This window comes from Microvirga sp. 2MCAF38, assembly GCF_052115485.1.
In the GTDB taxonomy this organism is placed as follows: domain Bacteria; phylum Pseudomonadota; class Alphaproteobacteria; order Rhizobiales; family Beijerinckiaceae; genus Microvirga.
Map to the genome: position 1 here is coordinate 387,786 of NZ_JBFRGU010000002.1, position 16,278 is coordinate 404,063.

Annotated in this window: 18 protein-coding genes and 1 tRNA gene; 6 read left to right on the forward strand and 13 right to left on the reverse strand. The window is 59.5% G+C overall.

Annotation, left to right across the window (positions count from 1 at the left end; all coding sequences use genetic code 11):
• Nucleotides 1–9: 9 nt before the first annotated feature.
• From AB4072_RS06285 to AB4072_RS06295, 3 genes are read right to left on the reverse strand one after another with little or no spacing between them, the layout of a single operon-like run.
• Complete coding sequence (locus AB4072_RS06285) at nucleotides 10–1,053, reverse strand: response regulator (RefSeq protein WP_441966323.1); 1,044 nt, start codon at nucleotides 1,051–1,053, stop codon at nucleotides 10–12.
• A 9-nt stretch (nucleotides 1,054–1,062) separates the two neighbouring features.
• The gene (locus tag AB4072_RS06290; protein ID WP_441966325.1) at nucleotides 1,063–3,213 is read right to left on the reverse strand and encodes a PAS domain-containing sensor histidine kinase; all 2,151 of its coding nucleotides are present in this window, start codon (nucleotides 3,211–3,213) and stop codon (nucleotides 1,063–1,065) included.
• Nucleotides 3,214–3,215: 2 nt separating this feature from the next.
• Nucleotides 3,216–3,716: a molybdopterin-dependent oxidoreductase gene (locus AB4072_RS06295; protein WP_441966327.1), complete on the reverse strand. Its 501-nt coding sequence runs from the start codon at nucleotides 3,714–3,716 to the stop codon at nucleotides 3,216–3,218.
• A 366-nt stretch (nucleotides 3,717–4,082) separates the two neighbouring features.
• Here AB4072_RS06295 and AB4072_RS06300 point away from each other — a divergent pair, with 366 nt between their 5' ends.
• Nucleotides 4,083–4,502, forward strand: a complete 420-nt coding sequence (locus AB4072_RS06300) for a BA14K family protein (protein WP_441966328.1) — start codon at nucleotides 4,083–4,085, stop codon at nucleotides 4,500–4,502.
• 55 nt (nucleotides 4,503–4,557) lie between these two features.
• On the opposite strand, the gene AB4072_RS06305 is transcribed toward AB4072_RS06300, so the two are convergent.
• Nucleotides 4,558–4,866, reverse strand: coding sequence for a PsiF family protein (locus AB4072_RS06305; protein ID WP_441966330.1), 309 nt, complete (start codon nucleotides 4,864–4,866; stop codon nucleotides 4,558–4,560).
• Between the two features lie 570 nt (nucleotides 4,867–5,436).
• On the opposite strand from AB4072_RS06305, the gene rnk reads away from it, so the two are divergent.
• The 3 genes from rnk to map all read left to right on the forward strand — a co-directional run bounded on the left by rnk (nucleotide 5,437) and on the right by map (nucleotide 6,955).
• Nucleotides 5,437–5,859, forward strand: a complete 423-nt coding sequence (rnk, locus tag AB4072_RS06310) for a nucleoside diphosphate kinase regulator (protein WP_441966332.1) — start codon at nucleotides 5,437–5,439, stop codon at nucleotides 5,857–5,859.
• A gap of 131 nt (nucleotides 5,860–5,990) precedes the next feature.
• Entirely contained in the window at nucleotides 5,991–6,203 is a 213-nt protein-coding gene (locus tag AB4072_RS06315) for a ParD-like family protein (protein WP_441966334.1), read from the forward strand.
• A complete protein-coding gene (map, locus tag AB4072_RS06320) occupies nucleotides 6,200–6,955 on the forward strand; it encodes a type I methionyl aminopeptidase (RefSeq protein WP_441966336.1) in 756 nt (251 codons plus the stop codon). Before AB4072_RS06315 ends, map begins: the two co-directional genes overlap by 4 nt.
• Before the next feature lie 171 nt (nucleotides 6,956–7,126).
• Here the strand turns inward: map and AB4072_RS06325 are convergent.
• A tRNA-Pro gene (locus tag AB4072_RS06325) sits at nucleotides 7,127–7,204 on the reverse strand.
• Between the two features lie 272 nt (nucleotides 7,205–7,476).
• Between AB4072_RS06325 and AB4072_RS06330 the strand changes: the two genes are divergently transcribed.
• Nucleotides 7,477–7,950, forward strand: a complete 474-nt coding sequence (locus tag AB4072_RS06330) for a hypothetical protein (RefSeq protein ID WP_441966338.1) — start codon at nucleotides 7,477–7,479, stop codon at nucleotides 7,948–7,950.
• A 391-nt stretch (nucleotides 7,951–8,341) separates the two neighbouring features.
• On the opposite strand, the gene AB4072_RS06335 is transcribed toward AB4072_RS06330, so the two are convergent.
• The 6 genes from AB4072_RS06335 to AB4072_RS06360 form a co-directional block, all read right to left on the reverse strand.
• Nucleotides 8,342–8,830: a MerR family transcriptional regulator gene (locus AB4072_RS06335; RefSeq protein ID WP_441966340.1), complete on the reverse strand. Its 489-nt coding sequence runs from the start codon at nucleotides 8,828–8,830 to the stop codon at nucleotides 8,342–8,344.
• A gap of 18 nt (nucleotides 8,831–8,848) precedes the next feature.
• Complete coding sequence (locus AB4072_RS06340; protein WP_441966342.1) at nucleotides 8,849–9,163, reverse strand: integration host factor subunit alpha; 315 nt, start codon at nucleotides 9,161–9,163, stop codon at nucleotides 8,849–8,851.
• A gap of 130 nt (nucleotides 9,164–9,293) precedes the next feature.
• The gene (locus AB4072_RS06345) at nucleotides 9,294–10,271 is read right to left on the reverse strand and encodes a beta-ketoacyl-ACP synthase III (protein WP_441966344.1); all 978 of its coding nucleotides are present in this window, start codon (nucleotides 10,269–10,271) and stop codon (nucleotides 9,294–9,296) included.
• Between the two features lie 14 nt (nucleotides 10,272–10,285).
• On the reverse strand, nucleotides 10,286–11,320 hold the full coding sequence (plsX, locus tag AB4072_RS06350; protein WP_441966346.1) for a phosphate acyltransferase PlsX: 1,035 nt from the start codon (nucleotides 11,318–11,320) through the stop codon (nucleotides 10,286–10,288).
• Nucleotides 11,321–11,445: 125 nt separating this feature from the next.
• Nucleotides 11,446–11,964 carry a YceD family protein gene (locus tag AB4072_RS06355; RefSeq protein ID WP_441966348.1) on the reverse strand — a complete coding sequence of 173 codons (519 nt, stop codon included), beginning with the start codon at nucleotides 11,962–11,964 and terminating at the stop codon, nucleotides 11,446–11,448.
• Nucleotides 11,961–12,500 (reverse strand): ubiquinol-cytochrome C chaperone family protein, encoded by a 540-nt coding sequence (locus AB4072_RS06360; protein WP_441966350.1) that lies wholly within the window; start codon nucleotides 12,498–12,500, stop codon nucleotides 11,961–11,963. Before AB4072_RS06360 ends, AB4072_RS06355 begins: the two co-directional genes overlap by 4 nt.
• Nucleotides 12,501–12,610: 110 nt before the next feature.
• On the opposite strand from AB4072_RS06360, the gene AB4072_RS06365 reads away from it, so the two are divergent.
• Nucleotides 12,611–13,072: an outer membrane protein assembly factor BamE gene (locus AB4072_RS06365; RefSeq protein ID WP_441966352.1), complete on the forward strand. Its 462-nt coding sequence runs from the start codon at nucleotides 12,611–12,613 to the stop codon at nucleotides 13,070–13,072.
• A gap of 63 nt (nucleotides 13,073–13,135) precedes the next feature.
• Here the strand turns inward: AB4072_RS06365 and AB4072_RS06370 are convergent, their stop codons facing one another.
• A complete protein-coding gene (locus AB4072_RS06370) occupies nucleotides 13,136–13,684 on the reverse strand; it encodes a DUF2087 domain-containing protein (RefSeq protein ID WP_441966354.1) in 549 nt (182 codons plus the stop codon).
• Nucleotides 13,685–14,077: 393 nt separating this feature from the next.
• Nucleotides 14,078–16,201, reverse strand: a complete 2,124-nt coding sequence (locus AB4072_RS06375; RefSeq protein ID WP_441966356.1) for a sodium-translocating pyrophosphatase — start codon at nucleotides 16,199–16,201, stop codon at nucleotides 14,078–14,080.
• Nucleotides 16,202–16,278 lie beyond the last annotated feature (77 nt).

Below are 16,278 nucleotides of genomic sequence, written 5' to 3' on the forward strand. Positions count from 1 at the left end.
CGTGCAATCTCAATCGGCCGCTGTCCGCAATGGAACCGACAGCAAAACGCGGATGAGATCCGCCTGCCGATTGGTCTCCGTCTTGCGGAACAGGTTCTTCAGATGGAAAACCACCGTCGTCTGCGCGACGTCCAATTCCTCCGCGATCTGATCGAGGCGCTTCCCATCGATCAGCATCATGGCCACGCGCGTCTCGGACGGCGTGAGATTGTACAGACGCACAAGCGTATCCCCCGAAACCTTGGTGCGTTGCTCGGTGTCGATCAACAGCAGCACGACGGCATCGGGTTCGTCATCAGGTGCGAAGCGCTGCCCCGGCACAAGCGCCAGATACGGCCGACCACCCGACAGGCGAGGAAAGGAGACGATCTCGTCGAGATGTTCCTCATGAAAGGCGCGCGTGACACTCTCGTGCAACTTCGCGTTCGCCTTCGGAACGGAGCCTCTCAGCTTTCCTTCCTGGACACCCAACCCGTCGTCCTCCGCGAGAATGCGCTCGGCTTCCTTGTTGGTCAGGCGAACGTTACCTTCCTTGTCCAGCACTGCAACGCCCACAAGAAAGCGGTCGAAGGCAAATGTCGCCTTGTAGAGCGCTTCCATCGCGCGGCCACGCGACGAACTCAAAATCTCCTGCCAGGCCTCTTCCGCCTTCTGCACAGCACCGTGTCGCACGCGGGACACTTGTTCCAACCGCGTCGCGACGGTCGCAAGGAGAATCTCGTAATCGATAGGCTTGACGAGATAATCGTCCGCGCCCGCCTGTTTGCCGACCAGCACGTCGTTCCGATCGGCCAACGCCGTCAGGAAAATGAAGGGAACGTCTGCGAGCGCACCGTTCTCGCGCATCACCTTCAACACGTCATAACCGCCGAGACCCGGCATGGTGATGTCGCAAAGCACGAGATCGGGCCGATGGCGATCGAGAATCGCCAAGGCCTCCTTGCCGTTCGCGGCTTCGAGAACTTCATAATTCGCAGCGACAAGCTCCTCTGCGATGTCGCTTCGAAGATCCTCTTCGTCTTCGATGCACAAGATCGTGGGCTGAGCATTCATCGTAGCCATTCACGCAGCTTTCGGGGCTTGATCGACGCTTGAGATAGGCAGATCGAAGGTAAATATGGACCCGATCGCCTCATGACTTTCAACCTGAATCTGTCCACCATGTAAATGCATGATTTTCTGAGCGAAATTCAAGCCGATTCCGGTTCCCGCGATTCCAGAAGCCGTCCTGGCGCGATAAAACCGCTCGAATATTTTCGACAACTCGTCCGGCGGAATGCCAATCCCGTAATCGCCGACCGAGCAGAAAGCACGTTCATTCTCAACCCATAGTTTTATTTTAACACGAGGTCTGTCACCAGAATACTTGATGGCATTCGATAGCAAGTTGATGACAACCTGCTCGATCAGAATGCTGTCGCAATGAACCTTGATCGGTTGCTCGGGAACTTCGAGATCGATTTCGGCATGCGAGCTCAACTCCTTGTGGCGCTCGCAGATATCCCAGACCAAATCGACAAGGCTGCACCAGGCGAGATTGAGTTCGATCCGCCCTGCGTCGAGACGAGCCGCATTGAGCACGCTTTCCACAAGACGCGTCAGGCGGCTCGTGGCGCTTCGGATACGCTGAGCGCGCGTGACGATCTCGTCGTGAGTTACGTTGACACCTCGCCGGATAAGGCGCTGCGCACTGGAGTCCAAAATGGCCAACGGCGTGCGGAACTGGTGAGACACCATGGAAACGAAACTGCGATAGGCGTTTGTCGTCTCGCGTTCGCGATCGAGCGCGGATTGCAAGGCCGTTGCAGCGTGCTTGTAGCCGGAGATATCCGTCAAACGAACGAAGATGGTACCACCGTCGGCACGCGTCACGGAAAGTTGCGCCCATTCATCCTTGTTGATCCGCAAATCCACGGCGAATTCCGCGAAAACTTCGCCCGCAGTCAGAAGATGCGGGTCCGCTCCCTCGCACATGGCGAAACATTTGAGGAAGGTCGTGAGCGTCATCTCCTCACGACACCACAAGACCACCGGCTCCGCTGCGCGGATCCGCTCATTGGCAAAAAGGAGGTTGCCGGTGGCATCGAACGCGGCGAAGCCTTCCGGCGCCGTATCGATGGCGGCGATCAGGCGGCGCTCTGCCTGGCGCAACGCCGCAGTGCGCTGCTGGACCTTGATTTCGAGATCCACATTCTGCTGTTCCGCCTGTTTGCGAGCCTGCCAACTCTCGGTGATATCGCGCAGGAATGCGATGCCGAGATTCCGCTCCGCCATGTCCAGCGGGAAGCAATGGATCTCCAGGCAGCGTTCGCGCCCGTCCGGCGAAATACCCTCGTCCTCGATAACCGAGCTTGTGCCCATGATGGCCTGCGCCAGGGCGCTACCCACCTCTTCGCGTGAAAAAAGAGGCACCGCCTCCCGCAGTGGACGATCGACGGAATCCGTCGCGTCCAGGTTGAGCAGAACCTCCATTCCGGGGTTCCAGAGCAGACAGGTGAGATCCTCGTTGAAGATCACGATGCCCTGGTTGCTGATGTTGTTGATGACCAGATCCGAGAATTCCTGCTCCTGCCGCAGAAGACGTTTGGCCTGCGTCGCCTCGCTGAGGCCTTTGTAGAGACGCACCAAAAGAAATGAAGCGCTTACGAATATCCCGAGAATGAACAACATACTCTCGACGACGACGCGCAGATACTTCACTCGCGTGTTTGTGCCTTCCTGACGGTTGAAGATCATGACCTTGTTGGCGACATCCCGCAGGAAGTAGGCGATCTCCCTTGTTTGCGTCCTCACGTGAACCGCTGTTTGAGGATCGATTTTACCGTCATCCTCGAAAAGCGATTCCGCTAGGGTCAGCTGGAGGTAGTTGTTCTTGAGATCGGAAAGGTCTCCGAGCCTGTCGATGAGTTGCGCCTGCGAACCCTCCAGAAGCGCCGAAAGGCGACTGATGAGAATGGCGAGGCGGTATTTGGGGGTCTGCTCCGGATCGGCGATAACTTCCCCGGCTGCGGATCTGGCAAGGCTCTCCGCGAGAAGAACAGCTTCGAACTGTGTTTGCGTGACCATCCAGAGGTTTGCGTGCGTGTCCTCGCTGCGCAAATCCGTTTCCACATGCAGAAGGCGCGCCACGGTGAGCGCGAAGCAGACCGTCAACGTCGCAATCGCCACGAGCGACAATATCGCTGATTTGTAGTTCTTCAGCTTGCCCGGCATGGTTAGTCGACGTTCAACTTCTTCAACTGCCAGATCGAGCGCGCATCCATGACCTCATTCTTCAGCTCTTCCGGGAATCGGTCGAGGGGGTAGACGATCCAGAGTGGGCCGCGATCCCGCAGGCTCAGGGACTTTCCGTCGAGACTCATGGCGATGATCGGATCGTATTTGAGATCGCTGATGGGGATGTTGACCTGATAGTCGTTCAGAGCTGAAGCCTGCAATTGCTGCCCCTTGGCCTTCACCCGCTCCAGTACCGCCCGGAGGGGAACGCCTTCCACCGCCTTCGCACCGTCCCACCACGTGGAGTGCGTCGTGATCGTTGCCTGTCCCAATTGTACGAGCATCGCCTTGTCGAACCGCGCCTGCCCTGGGGCGTTCATGGTTTCGATATTACCCGTGATCACGAGCACGACCGGGCCCGTCGGAGAGGGCAACACCTCTTCCGCCCTCACGGAGAAGGGCACCAGAAAAGCGGCGATCACGAGAGCTGGAAAGCGCATCGAAGGGTTCTCACGTCTGCGGGATCGAATTCCCATAGGGAATACTGCAAACGATATAGGATATCGCCTTCGAATGCACCACCAAACTCTACGTAATATTATTACAATGCGCATACCTAAGGCTTCAACCATATGGCCTCTTCAGCATGATTTGCAATGTTATACTAATTAACCGTGATTTTGCATGTGCCCAACCGCACGAAGCAGCTTGCAAGCCCGAAACGACCGTCAATTCCATGTGAGGTCGACCACATAAGAGAATGGCTGACCGGGCTGCGCCTTGTCCTACAGATTCTCAATGCTTTATATGGGGAGCGAAGCTTCGGCATTGGCGCTTCAGCCGCCAACGTAAAAGGGAGTCGGAAAATGCGGAAATTCTTTCTCACCCTGGCAGGAGTTGGCGCGCTCCTCACGGCCATGCCCGCTGCAGCGGAACCCCTATCGCGCGCGAAAGGCGGGGTCGATCTCAGCCAGGCCTATCCGAATGAAAGCTATACTCAGTATTACTATCGACGCGGGTATTATAGGCCGTATTACGGCCCCCGTTACTATCGCCCCTATAATGATGGCAGTGCCGCTTTAGCCGCCGGTGCGGCGGGCCTTGCCGCCGGCGCCTTGATCGGCGGAGCATTGGCGAGCCAGCCCGCCCCATCGGCGCTCCCCGCCCCTCCGGGCACCGTCAGCCCATCGGTGGCCGCTTATTGCGCGCGCAAATATCGCTCCTACGATCCGGCGACAGGAACGTACCTGTCGACGAACGGTATGCGTTACGTCTGCACCCCGTAATACGCAATCCGCCGGCGCGGCCAGTTCTGTCGCGCCGGTTTCTCGCGCGTGAATTCTAGCCCCTCAGGCAAGAGCTCATGAAGTTTTTGCGGGCATCGCCAGCCATGTGTTTGGTTGAGGCCTCCGTGTTGCAAGCCTTCATCTTCTCCTGCTGAGGAGTGAGCCCCATCGGGGTCGTCGAGCCAGTTTTTCCAGCCAGACAATCCGACATGAACGTCTTGCGCGCATCACCCGCCATGTGTTTCGCGGCGGCGTCGGTATTGCAGGATTTCATCCGTTCCTGCTGAGGCGTCAGCTGTTGCGCCTGGGCGCCGAGGGCAGAGACGACGAGAAACGCGGTTGCGAGCGGAACGAATATTCTCATGACTTTCTCCATCGCCCCCGCCTGTAATTAGACGGAATGCAGAACCGGGGAAGGTGTTCCAATCTCCCCGAAATGACGCAGTCACGTTTACCCGAAGCGCGGGTGGTAACTCAGTTTGATCCGCGCTGTTCCCTCCCCCCTTGCGGGGAGGGGTAGGGGTGGGGGCTGAAAAGTCAGAGCGTTGCCTGTGATCCGATAAGCAGGAAGCCTGCTACAGCGCCAGACGTATGAAAGTTTCACCCAGTCAAACACCCCCACCCTTCGTCCCTCCCCGCAAGGGGGAGGGAAAGCCTGTACCCTATCCTCATCAAACTGAGTCACGACGAAGCGCGGCGTCATTTGACAAGCGATGCCCTGTGGCTACGATACCGGGCATGAACCCAATTGCCATCAAGCCCCGAGGCCTGCTCTCCGCAGGATTGCTGATCGCACATTCCTAAGCCCCGGGCCGAGGAGCGCGTCGTCGCGCCCCACCCCGGACAGGTTCATATCTGATCCCAAACCAAGCCAGTCCCTTTTGCTTCTCAAAGAAGTTCAAGCGACGCTCAACGATTCTTGTGGAGTTCCATCATGTCCACCCCCTTGGCCACAATTCCCGCGAAACGCCGCGGCCAACAGAAGAAGCCGCCGATCAAGATCAACAAGGCGGATCACGAACGCCTGCTCAAGTTGGCGGAAGTTGCAGCCAACCGGATGCCGGAAGTCTCCGACTATCTTTTCACCGAGCTCGAGCGCGCCCGAATCATCCCGGTTGGCGCGAACACGCCCTCCCTCGTCGTCATGGGATCAACGGTCACGTTTCGCGATGAGCAGACGGGCAGAACCGAGCGCGTGACGCTCGTCTTCCCCGAGAACGCGAATATCGACGAGAAGCGCATCTCTGTCCTCACCCCCATCGGCGCGGCTCTCATCGGCCTCAGCGAAGGCCAATCGATCACCTGGCCGACGAGAATCGGCGAGGAGCATCGACTGCATGTGATCGCTGTCGAGTAGGTGCGCAGGTGAGTGGTGGCACCCGGCATTACGCGGCGCGCTCTCGAACTGAGGCGTCGCCGACGCCGCCCTTGGTTTTTTCATATACAAAGTATATACGCTATATATACGAATCATATATGGAGACCCCGGTGGGCATTGTGAACATCGATGACGATCTGCACGATCAGGTGCGCAGGGCGAGCAAAGTATCGTGCCGTTCGATCAATGCGCAGGCCGCCTACTGGATCAAGGTCGGCATGCTATGCGAGACCAATCCGATGCTCAGTTTCACTGAGATCATCGAGCGCGAGCTTAGTTCCGCAGGCGTTTCGGCTCAGCCGCTGGCCGTGAGTGACGTATGACGAAGCAGCCTCAGGAACTGGCATTACTGGCCGAATCCGGCCGATTACTGGCGTCCGTATTCGGGCTGCTGGATCGAACCTCGCTCGTCGGCAAATCAACACTTCAGATCAATGATATGGTTGAGCGTTTCATCGTTCACGATCTGCAGGCCCGCCCCGCGAGCAAGGGTCAATACGGTTATGATTTTGTGTTGAATTCTTCGGTGAACGACGTGGTCTGCCACGGCGTTCCGTCGCAATCGCGCGTGCTTCGAGACGGCGACATCGTCAATTTTGACATCACGCTTGAGAAGAACGGCTATATCGCAGATTCCAGCAAAACCTATCTCGTTGGCGACGTAAATCCAGCCGCGAAGAGACTCGTCCAGACCACCTACGAAGCCATGTGGAGGGGCATCCGGGCGGTTCGCCCGGGCGCGTGGCTTGGAGACATCGGCTGGGCGATCGAACGACATGCCAAGCGAAATGGCTATTCTGTGGTGCGTGAATATTGCGGTCACGGCATCGGCCGGGAGATGCATGAGGAACCACAGGTTCGGCACTTCGGAAAACCGGGAACTGGCCTCGTCCTCCGCGAGGGCATGGTTTTCACGATCGAGCCGATGCTCAATCGAGGTCGACCGAGTGTGCGAACTGAAGCTGACGGTTGGACTGTTGTGACGAGAGACGGGTCGCTTTCCGCACAGTTCGAGCACACCGTCGCCGTTACAGCGTCCGGCGTGTCGGTACTGACGCTGAGTCCTGACGCTTGAAATCTTGAGGATAGAGCGAGCCTGCATTCTCCCCGATCTCCAGGATTGGACGTTCAAGCCCCGCACGCCCAAGCACGGTTGTGCCGTTCTCGAAGCCATCCTTCTCAAGGCATCGAAACAGCAAAGCCGCCTGATGGCGGCTTCTCGCAAGGTTCGAAATTTAGGAAATAATGGTCGGAGCGAGAGGATTTGAACCTCCGACCCCTAGTCCCCCAGACTAGTGCGCTAACCGGGCTGCGCTACGCTCCGACGCCTTTACGGCTGCAGGTCAATTAGCTTTCGAGTCGGCGTAGCGCAAGTCCCCAAATTCACTTTCAGAACGAAACGGACTCGGTGTGCATGCTTGGAGGCCGAAAGTCCGATCATCATGGATCCGTTTTTCACCCGTCGTGCGCCAAGCGAAGTACGATCCCTATTATTTTCGAGAGGGCAGATCGACTTCTGATTGAGCAATGATAGTATATTCCGCCGCCTGAGGATGCAGAAGACATAGCTCTATGCCCCTATACCCAGCAAAACTGTTGAGTGCCCTGTTGCTTTTGCTCGGATTGGGCGCACCTGCAAGAGCAGATATCGCACCTGCAAGAGCAGATATCGAGATGATCTTCGCGTCCTGCGGCGCGTCTCAAGGCGTAGCATATTTCTTCGAGGGCGGGCTCGTTGGCCCAGGACAAGGCGGTTGGCTCAAAGATGGCGTTACCGACGGTGGCATTGCCCTCGTTAAGTTGGATGGGAAATTAGATATTCTATTCAAAGATGCCACGGGGAACCGGTATTCCCACCGCGCGGAGGGTTCCGATATCCGCTTGATCGCAGCGGACCCTGACGGATCATATTTGGTTATCGCAACCAACCCTAAGGGTAAGTCCGCAGAGCATTTCCTTTTTAAGGTCAATGAATACGGTGTAGGGACTTTGGTCTGGGGCACAATCAGAACGGACACCCCGGCATCAAAGAGTTCCCTCATGACGGCAGAATGCGGTCCAAAGAAATGAGCCTGGGAGACTTTGCCTCGCTCTTTACTGCGCGCAGAAGACGTTGGGCGAATAATAATTTCCATAATGATCAGCCCCGGGGATACATCAGGAGAATGCTGGGCGCTACTTGCGCCGTGGCTTTGATCGTTATCGGCGGCTATGTCGTTGGCTCCATTCTGGAGCGAGGGGAGATTCCTCTCGGTTGGTTCACACTAATAGGGCCGAACCTTATTGTGGTCGGCCTCATCTGGCTTGGTTGCGAGGCTAGGGGTTACTAAGCCCGCGGCGTTAGTCGCACTCAGTTGGGCGGCGAGCCAACCGTGAATGCCTTTTCGAAAGCATCCGCTGCAGTCTTCGCAGATTTAAAATGCCCTACGTCGAACCACGCACCAGCGGCATCAAAGACTGCTCACTCCGGCACGCCACTTCCAGCCGGCACCTTCAGGGCGCTGATGACGCGCTCGCACTCCGCTAGCTCGGTGAAGGCAGACCGGAGGAGGTCGAGATCGGCGTCCGAAAGGCTGGGGCCTGAACGATCGGAGCCAGAGCCGTTTCCGGTATAGACCTCCCGCTCGTCTGCGCCATTCAGCTCTCTCTCGTCTGCCGAGGGGGCAGAGACGAGCGTTTCCCCACGGCCGACAGATTGGACAAACCGCACCCCCTCTTCCTTGAGGATTCGCTGCACACCCTTGATGGTGTAGCCCTCTCCGTAAAGGAGGTGGCGAATGCCTTTCAGGAGCTCAACATCGTCCGGACGATAATAGCGGCGGCCGCCGCCGCGCTTGAGCGGCTTGATATGAGTGAAACGGGTTTCCCAGAAGCGCAGGACGTGCTGCGGCACATCGAGGTCTTCGGCGACCTCGCTGATCGTGCGGAAGGCGTCAGGACTCTTGTCCATCGCGTTTTCCCGTTCCTATCAATCGTCCAACCCGTTGATGCTTTCGCCGTTGATCTGCGCTTTCAGGATATTCGACGGCTTGAAGACCATGACCCGGCGCGGGTCGATCGGCACCTCGATGCCGGTTTTGGGGTTGCGCCCGATACGCTCCCCCTTTTCGCGTACGATGAACGACCCGAAGGAGGACAACTTCACGGTCTCACCTGCGGCCAGGCAGGTGCAGATTTCCGAAAGGACGGACTCTACGAGATCTGCTGATTCCGTTCGGGAAAGGCCGACTTTCTGATAAACGGCCTCGCTCAAATCCGCTCTGGTGACTGTTTTTCCAGCCATCAACGCCCCCAAGCGCTCGGTAAAATGCTGCTGACAAATCGTTCGATCCGGTGACGCTATGCAGACGCGAGCCTGCGGTCAACCGTCTAAAGGTCTGAAATCGTAATCAAAAACGCAACACGGTGTCCTATTACCAGCGGATCAGCGCACTGCCCCAGGTAAATCCACCACCGATCGCCTCAATCATCACGAGATCGCCCTTTTTGATGCGGCCATCCTTGCAAGCGACGTCGAGCGCCAGCGGAATCGACGCCGCCGACGTATTGCCGTGTTTGTTGACGGTGATCACCACCTTCTCGGGTGCAATGCCGAGCTTTTCGGCGCTCGCCGTGATGATGCGTTTGTTGGCCTGGTGCGGCACGAACCATTTCAGGTCTTCAGCCGTCGTCCCCGTCGCGTTGAACGCATCCTTGATCACATCGGTGACCGAGCCGACCGCGAAACGGAAGACCTCTTTGCCCTCCATTTTCAGGACGCCGGTGGTCTTCGTCGAGCCGGGGCCGCCGTCCACGTAGAGCTTCTCACGATATCGCCCATCGGAACGCAGATGAGAAGTCAGCACGCCGCGATCGGCCGAGGTCCCCTCGCCTTCCGCCGCTTCCAGCACGATGGCGCCCGCGCCGTCGCCGAAGAGCACGCAGGTGGTACGGTCGTTCCAGTCGAGAATGCGCGAGAAAGTCTCCGCGCCGATGACCAGCGCGCGCTTATGGGAGCCCGAGGCCAAAAACTTGTCGGCGGTCGCGACCGCGTAGACGAAGCCGGTGCACACGGCCTGCAGATCGAACGCCGCGCCGTGGCTCATGCCGAGGCCGAACTGGATCTGGGTCGCGGTCGAGGGGAAGGTGTAGTCCGGCGTCGAGGTGGCGCAGATGATGAGATCGATATCGGCGGGCGTCAGGCCGGCATCCGCCAGCGCCGCCTGCGCGGCCTTGATACCGAGCGCGGAAGTCGGCTCGTCGTCGGCCGCGATATGGCGTTCCTCGATGCCGGTGCGCTGCACGATCCAGTCATGGGACGTTTCCATGACCTTCTCGAGATCACGGTTCGTGACGACGCGCTCCGGCAGGTAGGAGCCGACGCCGCGAACGATGGAACGAATGCGTTTCAATCCCTGACCGTCCTTTAGGCGGGTTGTTCCAGCGGTCCATGCTCGAGCATGTCGCGGATGGTCTTCATCAATTCAAAGCGGGCCATGTCGTAGGCGACATCCACGGCACTGGCGAAGCCGATGGCATCGGTGCCGCCGTGGCTCTTCACCACGACGCCCTCGAGGCCGAGAAACACGCCGCCATTCACCTTGCGCGGGTCGAGTTTGTCTTTCAGCGCCGCAAAAGCCTGCTTGGCGAAAAGGTAGCCTATCTTCGCCATGATCGAACGGCTCATGGCCGCGCGGAGATATTCAGCAATCTGCTTGGCGGTGCCTTCGGCGGTCTTCAGGGCGATATTGCCCGTAAAGCCCTCGGTTACGACCACATCGACCGTGCCCTTGCCGAGATCGTCGCCCTCGACGAACCCGCGATAATCGAGATGCGGAACCGGCGTCTCCCGCAGGATCCTCGCCGCTTCTTTCACGGTCTCGATGCCCTTGATCTCTTCCGTACCCACGTTCAGCAGGCCCACCGTCGGGCGTTCCAGATCGAACACGATCCGCGCCATGGCCGCGCCCATGATTGCCATATCGACGAGGTGCTGCGCATCCGCGCCGATGGTCGCGCCCACGTCGAGAACGATGCTCTCGCCGCGAAGGGTCGGCCACATGGCAGCAATGGCCGGACGGTCGATATGGGCCATCATCTTCAGGCAAATCTTGGCGGTCGCCATCAGGGCGCCCGTATTGCCGGCAGAAACGGCCGCATCCGCCTGACCGTCCTTCACCGCCTGCACGGCCCTCCACATGGAGGATTTGCCACGCCCGATGCGAATCGCCTGGGCGGGCTTCTCGTCCATGGAAATGGCGACATCCGTATGACGGATCTCGCTGGCGGCCTTGAGTTTCGGATGCGCGTTCAGAAGCGGCGCAATCATGGCCTCGTTCCCGAAGAACAGGAATTGCATGTCCGGATGACGCTCCAAAGCCAAGGCTGCGCCCGGAACGACAACCGAGGCGCCATGATCCCCACCCATCGCGTCAAGCGAAATACGCACCGGCTTCGACATGGGAAGGCTATTCTTTCTTGGTTCTCTGGAACAGGCGCCGGAAAATACCGCTTTGATACGTGACCGCAACCGAATTCTACCTTTCCACGAGCCGCTTTTGACGAAACGCGGAAGGTAATCAGCCCTTAGTCGCTTTTCTTCAGCTTTTCGAGCGCAGCAAAGGGAGATTCTTCTCCCTCGCGCGCCGTTTTCTCATCGAAATTCACGCCTGGTTTCTTCGGATAGGGGTCGAGACCGAGAGCCAGAAACTCCGCCGTGAGCGCGCCGATATCGACACGCCCGTTCACGATCTCGTCCGGCGGGTCGTATTCGCTGACTTCCACCGCATGCTCCGGCTGACGGGTATCCGTATCGGCGAAATCGATCTCCACGTCTTCCTCGATCACGGAATCGAACGGATCGAGGCTGACCACGCAAATCTGGGTCACATCGGCCGTGATGCGGCCGGTGACGCGAACACCCTTGCCGGTTTTCGAGATCGTGTAATCGCCAATGAGAGAACGGATGGCGGCGAGCTTGAAATCCTCGGCCAAGGCCCTGCATTCATCAGGCGTCGCTTCGAGCCGTTGGGCAAGCCCACGGGGCGGCAGATGCCGCACATCGATGAGCCGGGTCAGCGGGCCGACGGGTTCTGGCGTCATCATGCACCCTCCTTGAAGGTTTCAGGCTCAGGGAAAGCAGGCCCCTGTTTCAGAATTGTGTCGAGATCTATGGCTTTGAGAAGCCTGTCCGTGGCGAGCGCATAGCGCGCCAGTCCCGTCGCCGGCAGGTCGTCTCCGGTCACGTTCCGGCCGAGAGCCAGGGCCAGGCCCGCTTCATCCCCGGAATCAAGTGGGCCGTCATAGGCCTGCGCCCGGCCATAAAATGCGCCCGCCATCTTTTTCATCCGCTTCGGCACCGTGGTGTCACCCACACCCATTTCGCGTAAAGCAGCATCGAGCTCGGCGAACAGGGCATCAGTCAGGTCGGCCGCGACATCATTGGCCGGCTCGGGCAGCGGCTTCAGAGCGCGGAGGACCAAAATCATATGCAAAGCAAGGGATTCGAAGCGCCCCTCCAGGGTATCCGGGATGCCCAGGGAGAGATAGAGGCCCGGCACACGGGACGCCGCGGCAACGCGCTCGTAGAGGGTGCCGATGGTCACACGCCGTTGATCCTTACGGAAAAGACTGAAGATCACTGGGCCTGTCCTGCCTTGTCAAAATCGAAGCCTCGGGTTACGCCACCGAGGTACGCCATCCACATCCAAAGGCGCAAGCTTACCCTGCGCCTCACCATTGGAAGTTTTACATGACGCGTCGAGTTTCTCCGATTGTTGCGCGCTTGGCCGCAGCAGCTTTCCTCGCCTCCCCCCTTCTCGCCTGCAGCTCTATCGGCGAGGATTTCCAGCGCGGCTATATTGTCGACGAGAACGCCCTCGCAACCGTGAAGAAGGGCATGAGCGCCGATCAAGTTCTCCAGATCCTTGGCACGCCCTCCACGGTCTCCACGGTCGGGAACAAGAACTGGTACTATATCAGCCAGAAATCCCGTCGCACCCTTCAGTTCATGGGTGAGACCGTGGTCGACCAGCGCGTGACCGCCGTCTATTTCGACAAGGGCCTCAAGGTCGAGCGCGTGGCGCTCTACGGCTTGGAAGAAGGCAAGGTGTTCGATTTCATCAGCCGCACCACCCCCTCCGGTGGCGAAGAGTCGAGTTTCCTCGGCCAGCTTTTCCGCGGCACGAACAACTTCAACCCGTTCGGAGCCTAAAGGACGAACGCGAGCTGTCATCCACAGGAGATCGAGGCCGGGCTCGCGCCCGGCCTTTTTGTTTCAACGATTCCCTGAGCCCAGCTTCAGATGACGCAACATCGCCACCGCGTCAGCGGGCATGGGCTGCTCGACCCGGCGATAGATGCGCCCGTCGCGGGTGCGCTCCACCAGTCCAAGATCGCAGAGTTCGCGACGCAGAAGCGCGTGATCGCCAAAGCCGTGCATCGCCTGGAGCCGCTCGTTCACTTGCGCCTCCGAAAGCGCGTCCTTTGCCGGCAGTTGCGCCCACAAAACCCAGAGCGCGATAAGCCGTTCGCTGTGCTTTGCCGGCCAGCGCACCAGACGGCCTTGTGCATCGTAGCAACGGGCCAGTCGCTCGAGCTTGCGGAAATCGACCGGCTCGGCGTCGACCGGCGAATGGCTCAGTCGCTCCGATGCCGCCATCTGAGTGCGGAGTTGCTGGAAATTGCCGTGCCCGATGGAGCGGGCGAGCATGTTGAGCAGTTCCACATGGCCCGGCGCGACGTCGCGCTCGGCAAGCTGGCTGCGTAAAGAGCGCGCAACGGCGGAAATGTCGTTGGCGTGAAATGGCAAGGCTGTCCTGGACATGACCTATCCCCTGATGTCGTGCCTATCCGACGCGGGATGACCGGTGATCGCCCTTCCGACGCGGCACGAGATGAGAGGTGTCCGTCGACTTGGTAGAACAGGTTTAGCGTGCCCTTGCGGGCGGCGATGCCTCGGTGAACTGCAGACCGTTGCCTTTGGATAGTATGGTCTCGCAGCGCGATCAAGGTGTCTTTCGACAAACCGTAACGATCAAGACAAGAGCCTCACCCCGAGGGATGCGAAGCATGGTCTCGAAGGGCGAGGCGTCTCCAGTGCGCACTGGACCCTCCTTCAAGATGCGGCTTCGCCGCTCCTCAGATGGGTTGTTCCATTTCAAAAACGAAAAGCCCCGCAGCAGGAGCTACGGGGCTTCGATTCTCGTCCTAGCAAGGCTTACGAATGCGCGAGGATCGCCAACAGCAGCAATGCGATGATGTTGGTGATCTTGATCGCCGGGTTCACGGCGGGGCCCGCCGTGTCCTTGTAGGGGTCGCCGACGGTATCGCCGGTGACCGATGCCTTATGGGCTTCCGAACCCTTGTGATGCATGATCCCGCCATCATCCAGGAAGCCGTCCTCGAACGACTTCTTGGCGTTGTCCCAGGCCCCGCCGCCGGAGGTCATGGAGATGGCGACGAACAGGCCCGTCACGATCACGCCGAGGAGCATCGCACCCACAGCCGAGAACGCCTGCGACTTGCCGGCGATCCAGAAGACCACGAAATAGGTCACGATGGGCGCCAGCACCGGCAGGAGCGAGGGTACGATCATTTCCTTGATCGCGGCGCGGGTGAGCATGTCGACCGCGCGGCCGTAATCGGGCCGATCCGTGCCCGCCATGATGCCGGGCTTCTCGCGGAACTGCCGACGCACCTCTTCGACCACCGAACCCGCCGCTCGGCCGACTGCCGTCATGGCGATGCCGCCGAAAAGGAACGGGATGAGGCCGCCGAAGAGCAGACCGACCACCACATACGGATTGGCGAGCGAGAAATCCGGCTTCACACCCTGGAAGTACGGATAGGCGCTCGCATTCTGCGTGAAGTGGTTCAGGTCCGAGGTGTAAGCCGCGAACAGAACCAACGCGCCGAGGCCCGCCGAGCCGATGGCATAGCCCTTGGTCACGGCCTTCGTGGTGTTGCCCACGGCATCGAGCGCGTCCGTGGACTTGCGGACTTCTTTCGGCAGCCCCGCCATTTCGGCGATGCCGCCCGCATTGTCCGTCACCGGGCCGAAAGCATCGAGCGCGACGATCATGCCCGCGACGCCGAGCATCGCCGTCACCGCCACCGCGATGCCGAACAGCCCCGCGAATTTGAAGGCGATGATGATGCCCGCGATGATGGTGAGCGCGGGAAGCGCGGTCGATTCAAGCGATACGGCGAGACCCTGGATCACGTTGGTGCCGTGGCCCGTCACCGACGCCTGCGCGATGGACCGCACGGGTCGGAAGCCGACGCCCGTATAGTACTCCGTGAACACCACGATGAACGCCGTCACGCCGAGGCCGACAATCGCGCACCAGAACAGGTCGAGCCCGGTAAAGCTCGCGCCCGCCACCGGCCCGAAGCCGATGGTCTGCGAGGTGACGATGGCGATCGCCGCGAGCGAGAGAACGCCCGTCGCAGCAAGCCCTTTGTAGAGCGCGCCCATGATCGACTGGTTCTGACCGAGCTTCACGAAGAACGTGCCGATGATGGAGGTCAGGATGCAGACCGCGCCGATGGCGAGCGGATAGAGCATCATCGTTTCGAGCAGCGGCTGCCCCGCGAAATAGATCGCGGCCAGTACCATGGTGCCGACGATTGTCACCGCATAGGTCTCGAACAAATCGGCGGCCATACCGGCGCAATCTCCGACATTATCGCCCACGTTGTCGGCGATGGTGGCCGGATTGCGCGGATCGTCCTCAGGAATACCCGCCTCGACCTTGCCCACGAGATCGCCGCCGACATCAGCACCCTTGGTGAAGATGCCGCCGCCGAGACGGGCAAAGATCGAGATCAGCGACGCACCGAAACCGAGAGCCACGAGGCTGTCGATGACCTGCCGATCCGAGGGCGCAAGGCCCGCACCGCGCGTGAGGTAGGTGTAGTAAATCGCAACCCCGAGAAGCGCGAGACCGGCCACCAGCATTCCGGTGACCGCGCCTGCCTTGAAGGCCACGTCGAGGCCGCCGCCGAGAGATTGGGTCGCAGCCTGGGCCGTGCGCACATTGGCGCGCACCGACACGTTCATGCCGATGAAGCCCGCAACACCGGAGAGGATCGCACCAATGGCGAAACCGACGCCGACCCGAATGCCGAGCAAGTAGGAAATCACCACAAACAGAACCACACCGACAATGGCGATGGTCGTATATTGTCGTCGGAGATAGGCCTTCGCACCTTCCGCGATCGCCCCCGCGATCTCTTGCATGCGCTGCGAACCTGCGTCGCGTTTCATCACGTCCGAGATGGCCCACAGGCCATAGACGATTGAAAGCAGGCCGCCGAGAATGATCAACGTTAATGCCATTGTGCCGTCCTTGTGGTGGATGGCAGATAGCCGATCATCAAAGCCTGAATTTTGGCCTTGACCGGCCTCTACCTCCG

Coding starts and splice junctions, on each gene's coding strand:
- AB4072_RS06285 (WP_441966323.1), bottom strand. CDS start 1,053: ATGAATGCTCAGCCCACGATCTTGTGCATCGAAGACGAAGAGGATCTT.
- AB4072_RS06290 (WP_441966325.1), bottom strand. CDS start 3,213: ATGCCGGGCAAGCTGAAGAACTACAAATCAGCGATATTGTCGCTCGTG.
- AB4072_RS06295 (WP_441966327.1), bottom strand. CDS start 3,716: ATGCGCTTTCCAGCTCTCGTGATCGCCGCTTTTCTGGTGCCCTTCTCC.
- AB4072_RS06300 (WP_441966328.1), top strand. CDS start 4,083: ATGCGGAAATTCTTTCTCACCCTGGCAGGAGTTGGCGCGCTCCTCACG.
- AB4072_RS06305 (WP_441966330.1), bottom strand. CDS start 4,866: ATGAGAATATTCGTTCCGCTCGCAACCGCGTTTCTCGTCGTCTCTGCC.
- rnk (WP_441966332.1), top strand. CDS start 5,437: ATGTCCACCCCCTTGGCCACAATTCCCGCGAAACGCCGCGGCCAACAG.
- map (WP_441966336.1), top strand. CDS start 6,200: ATGACGAAGCAGCCTCAGGAACTGGCATTACTGGCCGAATCCGGCCGA.
- AB4072_RS06335 (WP_441966340.1), bottom strand. CDS start 8,830: ATGGACAAGAGTCCTGACGCCTTCCGCACGATCAGCGAGGTCGCCGAA.
- AB4072_RS06340 (WP_441966342.1), bottom strand. CDS start 9,163: ATGGCTGGAAAAACAGTCACCAGAGCGGATTTGAGCGAGGCCGTTTAT.
- plsX (WP_441966346.1), bottom strand. CDS start 11,320: ATGTCGAAGCCGGTGCGTATTTCGCTTGACGCGATGGGTGGGGATCAT.
- AB4072_RS06355 (WP_441966348.1), bottom strand. CDS start 11,964: ATGATGACGCCAGAACCCGTCGGCCCGCTGACCCGGCTCATCGATGTG.
- AB4072_RS06365 (WP_441966352.1), top strand. CDS start 12,611: ATGACGCGTCGAGTTTCTCCGATTGTTGCGCGCTTGGCCGCAGCAGCT.
- AB4072_RS06370 (WP_441966354.1), bottom strand. CDS start 13,684: ATGTCCAGGACAGCCTTGCCATTTCACGCCAACGACATTTCCGCCGTT.
- AB4072_RS06375 (WP_441966356.1), bottom strand. CDS start 16,201: ATGGCATTAACGTTGATCATTCTCGGCGGCCTGCTTTCAATCGTCTAT.